This is a genomic window from Gordonia otitidis NBRC 100426, assembly GCF_000248075.1.
Taxonomy (GTDB): domain Bacteria; phylum Actinomycetota; class Actinomycetes; order Mycobacteriales; family Mycobacteriaceae; genus Gordonia; species Gordonia otitidis.
The window spans coordinates 1-11684 of sequence record NZ_BAFB01000086.1 but is presented as its reverse complement, the minus strand read 5'-3'; the positions used below and the strand labels follow the sequence as shown (position 1 = coordinate 11684).

13 protein-coding genes are annotated in these 11684 nt (G+C 66.9%); 9 read left to right on the top strand and 4 right to left on the bottom strand.

The features are described 5' to 3' along the window. Window positions 1–1572 (top strand): DNA polymerase III gamma/tau subunit (locus GOOTI_RS08265; protein WP_007238119.1); only part of this gene is annotated, 1572 nt, incomplete at its 5' end. 76 nt (window positions 1573–1648) lie between these two features. On the opposite strand, the gene GOOTI_RS08260 is transcribed toward GOOTI_RS08265, so the two are convergent. Together GOOTI_RS08260 and GOOTI_RS08255 are read right to left on the bottom strand one after the other, a co-directional pair. Beyond that, window positions 1649–2974 (bottom strand): class I SAM-dependent methyltransferase, encoded by a 1326-nt coding sequence (locus GOOTI_RS08260; protein ID WP_007238118.1) that lies wholly within the window; start codon window positions 2972–2974, stop codon window positions 1649–1651. Beyond that, window positions 2971–4362 (bottom strand): FAD-binding oxidoreductase, encoded by a 1392-nt coding sequence (locus tag GOOTI_RS08255; protein ID WP_007238117.1) that lies wholly within the window; start codon window positions 4360–4362, stop codon window positions 2971–2973. The genes GOOTI_RS08260 and GOOTI_RS08255 overlap by 4 nt, the downstream gene beginning before the upstream one ends. Before the next feature lie 80 nt (window positions 4363–4442). Here GOOTI_RS08255 and GOOTI_RS08250 point away from each other — a divergent pair, with 80 nt between their 5' ends. From GOOTI_RS08250 to GOOTI_RS08220, 7 genes are all read left to right on the top strand, one after another. After that, window positions 4443–4883 (top strand): SRPBCC family protein, encoded by a 441-nt coding sequence (locus GOOTI_RS08250; protein ID WP_007238116.1) that lies wholly within the window; start codon window positions 4443–4445, stop codon window positions 4881–4883. 43 nt (window positions 4884–4926) lie between these two features. Further along, a complete protein-coding gene (locus tag GOOTI_RS08245; RefSeq protein ID WP_083835875.1) occupies window positions 4927–5895 on the top strand; it encodes a pseudouridine synthase in 969 nt (322 codons plus the stop codon). Window positions 5896–6054: 159 nt separating this feature from the next. Beyond that, a complete protein-coding gene (locus tag GOOTI_RS08240; RefSeq protein WP_007238114.1) occupies window positions 6055–6393 on the top strand; it encodes a hypothetical protein in 339 nt (112 codons plus the stop codon). A gap of 23 nt (window positions 6394–6416) precedes the next feature. Further along, window positions 6417–6785, top strand: a complete 369-nt coding sequence (locus tag GOOTI_RS08235) for a YbaB/EbfC family nucleoid-associated protein (RefSeq protein ID WP_007238113.1) — start codon at window positions 6417–6419, stop codon at window positions 6783–6785. A gap of 6 nt (window positions 6786–6791) precedes the next feature. After that, on the top strand, window positions 6792–7403 hold the full coding sequence (gene recR, locus GOOTI_RS08230; protein WP_005171392.1) for a recombination mediator RecR: 612 nt from the start codon (window positions 6792–6794) through the stop codon (window positions 7401–7403). Window positions 7404–7488: 85 nt separating this feature from the next. Continuing rightward, a complete protein-coding gene (locus GOOTI_RS08225) occupies window positions 7489–7986 on the top strand; it encodes a uridine kinase family protein (RefSeq protein ID WP_227923596.1) in 498 nt (165 codons plus the stop codon). 18 nt (window positions 7987–8004) lie between these two features. After that, entirely contained in the window at window positions 8005–8724 is a 720-nt protein-coding gene (locus tag GOOTI_RS08220; protein WP_007238111.1) for a uracil-DNA glycosylase, read from the top strand. Between the two features lie 305 nt (window positions 8725–9029). Here GOOTI_RS08220 and GOOTI_RS08215 read toward each other — a convergent pair whose 3' ends face one another. Both GOOTI_RS08215 and GOOTI_RS08210 read right to left on the bottom strand, forming a co-directional pair. Further along, the gene (locus GOOTI_RS08215; RefSeq protein WP_007238110.1) at window positions 9030–9752 is read right to left on the bottom strand and encodes a type 1 glutamine amidotransferase; all 723 of its coding nucleotides are present in this window, start codon (window positions 9750–9752) and stop codon (window positions 9030–9032) included. Next, entirely contained in the window at window positions 9749–11074 is a 1326-nt protein-coding gene (locus GOOTI_RS08210; protein WP_007238109.1) for a Mur ligase family protein, read from the bottom strand. Before GOOTI_RS08210 ends, GOOTI_RS08215 begins: the two co-directional genes overlap by 4 nt. 81 nt (window positions 11075–11155) lie before the next feature. Here GOOTI_RS08210 and GOOTI_RS08205 point away from each other — a divergent pair. After that, on the top strand, window positions 11156–11684 hold a 529-nt coding region (locus GOOTI_RS08205; protein WP_007238108.1), incomplete at its 3' end, for an alpha/beta hydrolase fold domain-containing protein.

Here is an 11684-nt window from a genome sequence, read left to right as displayed (position 1 = left end):
GCCCTCGCACTCCTCGGCGTCACCGACATCGCCCTCATCGACGACGCCATCGACGCACTCGCCGCCTCCGACGGCTCCGCGCTGTTCGCGACGGTCGAGAAAGTCGTCGACGCCGGACACGATCCCCGGCGCTTCGCTGTCGACCTCCTCGAACGACTGCGCGATCTCATTCTGCTGCAGGCAGTTCCCGATGCCGCCGAGCGCGGCCTGGTGGAGGCGCCCGGCGATCAGCTTGCACGAATGCAGGGCCAGATCGAGCATCTCGGTCCCGGCGGCCTCACCCGCTTCGCGGAGATCGTGCACGAGGCGCTCGGCGAGATGCGTGGCACCACCTCGCCTCGCCTGCTCCTCGAGGTGATGTGCGCGCGGATGCTGCTCCCCGCCGTCTCCGCCGACGACGCCGCGCTGCTCCAGCGCCTCGAACGACTCGAGTCGGGCGTCGCTCCGGCAGGTGGGAATGCCGGTGGTGCAACACCTTCGGCATCCGCGCGCGCCGAGGGTGCCCCCACTGCGGCGCCCGCCCCGCCGCCGGTCGACCCGCCCAAGTACGTGCGCCCCTCGCAGCGAAAGACAACAGACGAGGCGCCGCAGACCACTCAGGCCGCCGCGACGCCGACCGGCGCGTCCGGAGCGGCTGCCCCGGCGCCTGCGGCAGCTCCGGCCGCTGCGCAGCCGCCGACTGACCCGACCACTCCGGTTGCCCCGACCCCCCCGCCCGCTGCGCAGGAACGACCCGTCGTCGCCGAGCCGACGCGCCCGATGCCCAAGCGCGAGGAGGCGCCTACCTCCACATCGCCTGCAACACCTGAATCTGCGGCCGACACGGTGACTGCGCCTGAACCGGCTGTGGTGCCGGCGCAGACACCGCCGGTATCGATCGTCGACGACGACATCCCACTGCCGGATGAGCCCGTCGACGATTTCGAGGCACCCATCCCCGACGATGGTCGTTCGGCGACGCCGCGGACGGTCGAACCCGAACCGCAGTCAGAACCCGAGCCCCAGACGGGCCTCGACGTCGAGTCGGCGCGCAAGCGTTTCCAGGAAGTCCGCGCTGCGGTTCGAGAACGTTCGAAGAGCCTCGAGCCGATGCTGTCGAATGCGGTGATCGACGAGATTCGCGACAACACAGTCGTGCTCGCACATCCGATCGAGGTGCTCGTTGGTCGGCTGTCGGCACCGCACGCCGTCGGCATCATGCGCGAGGCATTCGCCGAGGTGTTCGGCACCGATCTCGACGTAGCAACAGTGCACAAGGTCGTCGACGTGAGCGCGCCGGCGAAGAACGCTGCTGCGCAACCCGATCGACAGCAGCGTCGGACTCAGACGTTCGCGCGGCCGAGTCGTGCACGCTCGACGTCAGACGGTCAGGCAGAAGCGGCCGCGGCGCCGGAGGTTCCGGACGAGCCCGAGGAGCCCGAGCCGCCCCGCTCCGACGACGAGATCCCCGACTCCGAACGCGCCGAGATGGTCGCCGAGGTGCAGAACGCCACGCCCGAAGGTCGATTCGACCCCAACAAGGTCGCGATGGAGCTACTGCAGACCGAACTGGGCGCCCGGCCGCTGGAGTGACCCGCGATCCGTCGACGGCATCGGGTTTTCCGTCGACGGCACCGGAACCACCGCCGACGGCACCGGCGTGCAACCCCTACGCGGCCCACCACGGGCGCAGCGGGAGGTCGCTGGTGCCCTTGTCGTCGAGCTTCGTGGCGAGCACGTGATGCAGCTGGACGATGTTGCGCTCGAAGCCGATTCGACATCCGGCCATGTACAGGCCCCACAGCCGCGCAGTGCCTTCGGTGACCTCTTCGACGGCCTCGTCCCAGTGCTCGACGAGGTTGCGGTTCCAGTCACGCAGGGTCATGGCGTAGTGCGGGCGGAAGTTCTCCTCGTGCAGTACCTCGAGTCCGCCGATGTCCTGGATCTTGGAGATGATCTTCCCTGAGCCCGTGAGCTCCCCATCGGGAAACACGTAGCGGTCGATGAACGACCCGGCGCGCGCGTTCTTGAAGTTGTCGGGGCGGGTGATGCAGTGGTTCAGCATCATTCCGCCGACCCGGAGCTTGTCGCGGATGAAGGTGAAGTACGCCGGGTAGTTGTGCACGCCGATGTGTTCGGTGAGTCCGATCGACGAGACGGCGTCGAACTCGCTCTCGGTGACATCGCGGTAATCGCTGAACCGCACCTCGGCCAGGTCGCCGAGCCCCTCGTCGACGATCTTCTTCTGCGCCCACTCGGCCTGTTCTGCGGAGAGCGTGACGCCCAGTGCCTTGACTCCGCGCGACGCCGCGTAGCGCACCATTCCGCCCCAGCCGCAACCGATGTCGAGGAGGCGATCGCCCGGCTTGAGCCGTAGCTTGTCGAAGATCAGGCGGTACTTGTTCTCCTGAGCCGTCTCCAACGACGCCTCGAGGTCGGGGTAGACCGCGCACGTGTAGGTCATCGACGGTCCGAGGACCCACTCGTAGAAGGTGTTCGATACGTCATAGTGATGATGAATGACCTCGGCGTCACGGGATTTGCTGTGCCGCAGACCTTCGGCGAATCGACGCCACCGCGGGAGTGCCTCCTGGGGCGGGGGTGCGATCGGCTTGAAGTGTTCGATCCCGAGTGAGCGGGCCACATGCGCCAGTGTCAGGGGTGAGGGGCGCTTGAACTCGAGGTCGGCGGCCAGCGCGCGCAGTGCCTCGTAGGGGTCGCCGGGATGGGCGCCGATCAGCTCGAGATCGCCAGACACGTACGCGCGCGCCAGGCCGAGATCGCCGGGCGCGGTGACGAGATACGTTGTGCCGCGCGAGTTCTTGAGGTTCAGGCCGTACTCGGCGTCGGCCGGGCCGGCCGAGCTGCCGTCGTAGGCGGTGATTCGGATGCTCAGATTCCCGCCGACGAGCGACTCGAAGATCTGCGCGAGGCTCATCTTTCCCTGCGACGTGTCGGGGGAAGATGCGGGCGCGTTGTCCTTGAACGTGGTCATTGCCGTTTCACCGCTTTCGCATAGAGGTCGAGAAGCCGGCCGCGGGGGTCGTACCGCTTCTTGAGGAGCCGATAGTGTTCGCCGCCGTAGAGTTCGTCGAACTCGTCGGGGGAGTAGAAGGATTCCGAATACAGGGACTTGTGGCCGTCGAGATCGGCCACCTTCCGCTCGATGAGCTTGTTCGCGTGGCCAGGGTCGTCGGGCGTCACCGGCACCGCCGACCAGAAGCCGACGTTGACGTAGGTGCGGTCTGGTTCGAGCGGGTACAGCGGCCACGGACGAACAGCGTCGGCGACGGGCAGTGCAGGCTCGCGTAAGCGCAAGGGACACAACCACACCGGTTCGATCGGGATGTTCTCGAGAAACCAGTCGAGATACGCGGTGGTGTTCTCGATCGGGACCTCGATGTCTTGCACCACCCGCTCGTTGGCGGGTAGCCCCTTGCGCTTGTTGAGGCGGTCGGCGATGTCGAAACGCTGGTCGTAGCCGATGAGCTTCCAGTAGAAACTGCTGCGCAACAGCTTCTTCGGCCAGACACGTCGGATCTTCGGGATCTGCGCACCGAAGGCGCGCGAACACCAGAACCAGTCGGTGTCCCACCGCCAGAGGTAGTCGTGGATGGTGAGGCGGTCGCGCTTGACGCCCGACTCGTGCTGGATGGACCGGTAGTAGATGTCCATGCCGGTGTAATCGCTCACCGGGCCCGCTTCGTCGGTCTGTCTCCCGACCGTGAGGTATGCCTCGTCAGCGGTGAACACCACACCGTCGAGATAGTCGACGCGCTCACCCTCGTAGCTACGCTCCTCGACTATGGCGTTCATGGTGGTCTGCAACGTCGGGAGATCGTGAAATCTTATGTGGCGCAACGACACATACGGCTGGACCTCTTCGAGCTCGATCTTCAACCGAACCGAATAACCCAGTGTTCCATAGGAATTGGGAAATCCGAAGAAGAGGTCGGCGTTCTCGTTGGTGGGCGTGGCGGTGACGATCTCGCCGTCGCCGGTGAGGATGTCGATCTCGAGAACCGACTCGTGCGGCAGTCCGTTACGGAACGAGGTGCTCTCGATCCCGAGACCGGTGACGGCACCGCCGAGTGTGATGGTTTTGAGCTGGGGCACCACGAGAGGCGCCAGTCCATAGGGCAGCGTTGCGGCCACCAGATTCTCGTAGGTGCACATGCCCGCCACATCGGCGGTCCTGGCTGCCGGATCGACCGAGACAACCCGGTCGAGACCCGATACGTCGAGTCCGGGATGCGGATTCTTCGCTCGTGCTCGAAAGAGATTCGACGTCTTTTTCGCCAGACGGACCGTCGCACCGGGCGGAATCGCCCGATAGCTGGCCAGGAGGGTGGCAACCCCGTCGTCGAAAGCCTCTGCCCCCATCTCCAACTGTCCAGAGCTCACTTGGCTAGCCTAGGACCTTGTCAGCACGCCCGCCAATCTGCCATGAAGGAGTACACGTCGTGGGTGAGATTTCCGCCAGCCAGTCGATCGATGTCGCCGCAAGTCCCGACCAGGTGATCGGAGTGCTCGCCGACTACGTCGACGCGCGCCCGGCGATCCTGCCCGAACAATACCGCGATTACCAGGTGATCAGCGGAGGTCAGGGCGACGGGACCGTGGTGCATTGGATTCTGCAGGCAACCTCCAAGCGTCAGCGCGACGTCAAGGCGACGGTCACCGTGGTTCCGGACACGATCACCGAGCGCGACGAGAACTCCTCGATGGTGACGACGTACAAGGTCGCTCCGGCCGGTAGCGGATCGAAGGTGACCACCACGACCACGTGGAATTCCAACGCCAGCGGTATCGGCGGATTCTTCGAGAAGACATTTGCGCCGAAGGGTCTCGCGAAAATCCAGGCGCAGCTGCTCGCCAACCTCAAGAAGCGGGTCGAGAAGTAATACAGCAGAGCAGCGGCGATAGCGGTTTCCGGGACCTCGCGCGGTGACCAGGGGCGATGAGCCTCGTCGCCGCGGCCGTGCCCGGCCGTCCCCGCTGCCGCCGCGCAATGGAGTCGACGCGACCCGGGTGGTGTTGCGCGGGAGCACCGAAGGCGCAGAGCGGACGGTCGGTGAGGCGTTGCTCGCCAGCCCGTCGTTGACTGGGCTGACCGTCGCGGACCTCCAGGAGCAGGTGTCCCGCGGCGAGCTCGTCGATGCTGCCGGCGCCACCGCCGACCTCGACGCCCCTGCCCGGGTCAACACGTCGTACTACCTCTATCGGGGTCTGCCCGACGAGATCGAGATTCCATTCGACCTGCCGATCCTGTACGTCGACGACAACATCGTCGTGGTCGACAAACCCCCCTTCCTCGCGACCATGCCCCGTGGGCGCCACGTCACGCAGACCGCGCTCGTGCGGCTGCGTCGTGCACTGGGCAACGACGCCCTCGCGCCTGCTCATCGACTCGACCGGTTGACGTCGGGCGTGCTGCTTTTCACCGTGAGGCCGCAGGTGCGCGCCGCCTACCAGGATCTCTTCGCGCGGCGTCTCGTGCGTAAGGAGTACCGCGCGGTCGCGCCGCTCGACCTCGCTCTGCGTACCCCGGTCACGGTGCGCAATCGTATCGAGAAGACCGCGGGTGATCTGCGCGCACTCGTCGTCGACGGCGACGTCAATGCGGTCAGCGACATCGAGCTCCTCGACGAACTCGGTGACGAAGTGGGGCTCTACCGGCTCCGACCACAGACCGGACGTACCCATCAACTGCGCCTGCACATGGCACTGCTCGGCGTACCCATCGTCGACGACCCGCTCTACCCCGACGTCCGGCCCGACCTGGCCGAGCTACCCGATCACGGCGACTTCAGCCGGCCGTTACGCCTTCTCGCCCACACGTTGGAATTCGATGACCCGCTGACCGGCGAATCGCGCAGCTTTGTCAGCGGACGGCGCCCCGAAGGCTCGTCGTGAGGGGTTGACCCGTCGTGAGAGGTTGATACGTACACAACCGTGGCGTCAGCGAATGGCCATCGAAATAATTGTGATGGCCTCTCGCTGACGTACGAGTTGTGTACGTAAGCGGGGCCCGCGGCCGTGGGATAGCTGCAGTCGCATCGTTAGGCTGGAATCGTGACCATCCACGCCTCCTACGAGCGCCACCCCGACCTGGGGTGCGAGGCCGTCGTCTTCATCGACGACGAATCGATGGGGTGCTTCCAGATCCAGCGCGACCTGGTCAACGCCGACACTGCTGCCCGTGACGGGTACTGCGTCACCACCGGTGCCAGCGCGCCCGTGTACGGAGGGGTCGTCGAATGGCGTCGCGTCGGCGACGACAGGCTGGAATTCGCGCTCACCCCGAAGGCCGGGCGACTCTTCGGAGACAACGTGCTCTCCTTCGAGATCACGCCCGCGGGCGAGGAGAGCGTCGACGAGATCGTCGAGCATGTCGAGCGTCTGCTGCGCTGACCACACCGACTACCCTGGAGCCCGTGACTCAACCTTTTGACCCCAGTTCCCTGTTCGGCGGCGGTGACGGCGGCGAGAATCCGATGGCCGGCCTGCTCGCCCAGGCACAGCAGATGCAGGAGAAGCTGCTTGCGGCGCAGGAGGAGATCGCGGCAACCGAGGTCACCGGCTCGGCGGGCAATGGGCTCGTCACGGTGACGGGCACGGGGACCGGCGAGGTCACCGCGGTGACCATCGATCCCAAGGTCGTCGACCCCGACGACGTCGAGACCCTGCAGGATCTGGTCCTCGGGGCGCTGTCGGACCTCGCGTCCAAGCGTGACGCGCTGACGAGCGAGAAGATGGGTCCGCTGGCCGGCGGTCTCGGCGGCGGACTTCCGGGTCTCGGCTGACGCCTCATGTACGAGGGCCCCATCCAGGATCTGATCGACGAGCTGGCCAAGCAGCCAGGACTCGGTCCGAAGGGTGCGCAGCGCATCGCTTTCCACCTACTCGCGGGCGAGAAGTCGGACATCGACCGCCTCATCGCGGCGCTCGGTCACGTGCGCGACGACGTCACATTCTGCGCCGAATGCGGCAACGTCTCGGCTGAGCGATTGTGCCGCATCTGCGCCGACGCCCGACGGGATGCCACCAAGATCTGCGTCGTGGAGGAGCCGAAGGACGTCCACGCGATCGAGCGGACCAAGGAGTTCCACGGCCGCTATCACGTGCTCGGCGGTGCGCTCGATCCGCTGTCGGGGATCGGACCCGACCAGTTGCGTATTCGCGAGTTGCTCCGACGACTGGCCAACCAGGAGGACGGCGTCGACGTGACCGAGGTGATCGTTGCCACCGATCCCAACACCGAGGGCGAGGCTACCGCGACCTACCTGCTGCGCATGCTCAAGGACTTCCCCGGACTGTCGGTGACACGCCTGGCGTCGGGTCTGCCGATGGGCGGCGACCTCGAGTTTGCCGACGAGCTCACACTCGGCAGGGCACTGTCGGGGCGGCGGGTCCTTGCCTGACACCAGCGCTCTGGGAAACGGTGCCCATGCGCCGTGCTCGCTGACGCCCGAACTCGACGTCCAGCTCGACGAGTTGGCCGCGGAGATGGTCTCGGGGATCGTCGCGATAGACGGGCCGTCGGGGTCGGGTAAGACGACCGTCGCCGATGCTCTGGTCGACAGGCTACGTGCACGAGGAACCGGCGTCGTCCTGGTGCGTACCGACGACTTCGCCACCTGGGAAGACCCCGTTGCATGGTGGCCGGAGATGGAAAGCGATGTGCTGCATGCCTTTATCCGACGTCGCGACTACCGATATCGACCACGCGAGTGGGTCGACGGCGAGCCGAGGATCGGTAAGCGGGTCTGGTATCGCTGGGAGCCGCTGCTCATCATCGAAGGGGTGTCGGCGGCGCGACGTCGAGTAGCCGACCGATTGACCTATTCACTCTGGCTCGACGGGGGTAGCGCTGGCGAACGTCTGGACCGTGCGGTTGCGCGCGATGGCGAGTCGTCGAGGGCACATCTCGAGAAGTGGCAGCAGTTCGAGCGCGGCTGGTTCGCCGTCGATCGGACCCGCGAGCGGTGTCGGGTGTTGGACTGACGCGCGTAGCGTGAACCCATGGCCTATCGGAGCATCGCAGCCCTCGATGCCGCACTGATCGAGTGTCGGGCGTGCCCTCGACTGGTGGCTTGGCGCGAACAGGTGGCGCGCGAGAAGCGTGCGGCGTTTGCTGACCAAACCTACTGGGGTAGGCCGATTCCCGGATTCGGCCCGGCCGACGCGTCGATGCTCATTCTCGGCCTCGCCCCGGCAGCGCACGGAGCGAATCGCACAGGTCGCATGTTCACGGGTGACCAGAGCGGGGACGTGCTCTATCGCGCGCTCTACGACGTGGGGCTGGCCAACAGGCCGACCGCGGTCTCGATCGACGACGGCCTGGAACTGACTGGCGTGCGGATCACCGCGCCCGTGCACTGCGCGCCTCCGCAGAACAAGCCGACGCCGGCCGAACGTGACAGATGTGCGCATTGGCTCCACAACGAAATCGACCTGCTCGCACCGACTTTGCGCTCGGTGTTCGTGCTCGGCGCCTTCGGGTGGCGCGCCGCGCTGACGGGATTCGCCGATCTCGGGTGGGAGGTGCCACGCCCCAGGCCGAAGTTCGGCCACGGTGCGCAGGCCGTGATCCGACGAGGGGACCGTGAACTGACCCTCTTCGCGAGTTACCACGTGAGTCAACACAATACGTTCACCGGCCGTCTCACGCCCGCGATGCTGAGAGAGGTACTCCGCGCAGCCGGACGCCACGCGGGGCTGCCGGTGGTCGATGACGACTGACCAGCGGTGCCCACTGAGGTCAGCCTTGGTTTCCGACCCGCCCAACCTACGGATACGATCTGCCTGAACAACGGTGTCCGCGACGAAGCGGCGTGCTGCAGAACGGAAGTGACGGCCCACATGAGCGACCTGATACGACGTGTCGCCGGGCGTGCCCCTGATTCGCCGTGCCGTTGTGGCCACCCCCGCGCGGCGCACGAACACTTCCGGTCAGGCACCGACTGCGCCATCTGCGGGCCGGAGAAATGTCCCCGATTCCGGCGGGCGTGGTTATCCCGATCAGCGGATTAGGCTCGACGAGCGGGTCAGCCGCGACGGCCCGCGGCGAGGCGTTCCCGCCGCAGCCGATCCACCTCGGGCAACTCCAAGGGCGCCAACTCCTCGACGCCCATCGCGCGCGCCAAGAGCAGGTCGGCGAGCTGCGGATTGCGCGCCAACGCGGGGCCGTGCATGTACGTGCCGATCACCGATCCCTGCACCACCCCCTCGGTGCCGTCGCCGACACCGTTGCCAACGCCGTGCGTGACCTTCGCCAGCGGAGCGGCGTCGGATCCCAGAGTGCTGCCGCCACGGTGATTCTCGAATCCGGTCAGCGGATCGGTCAGTCCGGCCATCACCGGCTCGGTGACGACCTCGCCGATACTGCGGGTCGCCTGTGGCGACGTGGTCAGGTCGAACAGGGAGATGCCGTCGACGCGTTCGCCCGCCGACGTTTCGTACCAATGACCGAGCACCTGGATCGCGGCGCAGATAGCCAGTACGGGCCTGCCTGCAGCGGCGGCACGCTGCAGGCCCGGGTACCGCGTGAGGTGTCGGGTGGCGAGACGCTGCGCATAGTCCTCTGCGCCGCCGAGCGTGTAGACGTCAAGCGAGTCGGGTACCTCGTCGTCGAGGGTGATCTGCACGATCTCGGCCTCGATACCGCGCATTCGCGCTCGTTGCCGGAGGATCAATGCGTTGCCGCCGTCGCCGTAGGTGCCCATGACGTCGGGCAGCACCAGGCCGATGCGCAGCGTCGAGGTGCTCATTGCTGCCCCTTCCGTGCGCGCTCGGCGCGTTCGATCGCGACGTTGAGATCGCGGAACGCCGTGTAGTTCGCCAGCACCTCGACGCGCCCGGGCGGACACGACTCGATGGCCTTCATCGGATCGGGAATGGTGGTGTGCTCGGCGCCCGCGTAGAGCAGTCGTACCGAGAGATCCGCTGCGCGTTCACCCGCGGCGACCACCTGCATCGTCTCGAACGCCTCGAACCGCACGTCCCACAGCCAGGAGAGGTCCTCGCCGTCGGGTACCTGGCCGTTGACGGCGATGACGAGCCCGTCGGCGTCCTGGTCGATCATCGACAGCGCCTCCTGCCAACCCGCCGGGTTCTTGGCCAGCAGCGTGCGAACGGAGTGGTTACCGACCTGGTGAATGCCGTAGCGGCCGGCGACCTCACCGACGGTGCTGACTGCGGCGACAGCCTTGCCGGGATCGGCGCCCATAGCCACCGCGGCCGCCACCGCCTGGGCGGCGTTGCCGCGATTCGCGCGTCCGGGCACGCTCAGCGTCATGGGTGCCACGAATCCGTCAGGACCGTAGATCTTTTCGTCGTCGACCCACCACTGCGGCGTCGGCCGACGGAACTCGGGATCGCCGGTCGAATACCAGTCGACGCCGCTCTGGATCGACGGATCCGTGGGGTCGCCCGTGCTACGAGCGATCGGTTCACCGGTGCGTGGGCAGCTCACCGAGTCGCCAACCCAACTCGCTCCGGCCGCCACCCAGACGACCTTCGGTGCGTCGAACGCGGCGGAGGTGACCAGAACGTCGTCGCAGTTGGCGATCACCGTCGTCTCGGGGTGCCGCGCTACGCCCTCGCGGAGCCGTCGTTCGATCATGTTGATCTCGCCGACCCGGTCGAGCTGATCCCGCGACAGGTTGAGCATCACGACGACCTCGGGGTCGACGGCATCGCTCACGTGCGGCACGTGCAGTTCGTCGACCTCGAGTGCGGCGACCGGTGCCGAGCGCTGCAGACTCAGCGTCGCGATGATCCCCGCATCCATGTTGGCGCCGTCGGCCTGGGTAGCGACCTCGCCGAGTTCGGCGAGGGCCGCTGCGGTCATGCGTGTCGTGGTCGATTTACCGTTCGTACCGGTGATGAGCGCGGACCGTTTTCCCGCGGCGAGGCGTCCCATGATGTTCGGGTCGATCTTCTCGGCGACCAGTCCGCCGATCATCGATCCCTTGCCGCGCCCCGCGGTACGCGACGCCCAGCGGGCGGCCGACGCAGCTGAGAGGGCGAGCGACGTACGAAGGGGGACACGGGTGGTCGAGCCACCCGGGGCGGGTACGCGGTCGGGCATGGGGAGAGTCTGTCACAGCAGCCACCTCCGCGCCGCGACGCCCGGATCGGCAGTGACCCGCGTGCGGGTAGTCTCGCGGCCGTGAGTCGCGCCACCAATCCCAACCTGTCCCCGCCGCTACGTCCCGTCCGGTCGCTGTTGCGGGTCATCGGCCACGCACCGCCGCAGTTGTTCGGTGCAGTGTCGCGATGGTGTCCGGTCAATGCCGATGGCGAGCACGTCAGCATCGAGATGTTGACGGCGGCGATGGTCACGGCGGTACTCCCCAACGCCGACATGGGCGGAGCGACAATCGGCAGCGCACGCGCCGGACTCGAGCGGGTCAGCGCGCTGGTTGCCGAGAAGCTGCCGGTACTCGCCGTCGAGGAGGATCTGGAGTTCGACGGCCCGGCCGGCCCGCTTCCGGTGACGCGCTACCGCGCGGGTGTCGACACCCGGGGGTTGATCCTGTTCTTCCACGGTGGGGGGTTCACCACCGGGAGCCGCGCGAGTCACGACGCCCTCGCGCGCAGGCTCGCCGTCGACACAGGCGCCGACGTCGTCTCTGTCGAGTATCGACTCGCACCGGAGAACCCGTTTCCCGCCGCTGTCGACGACGCTCTGGCGGCGT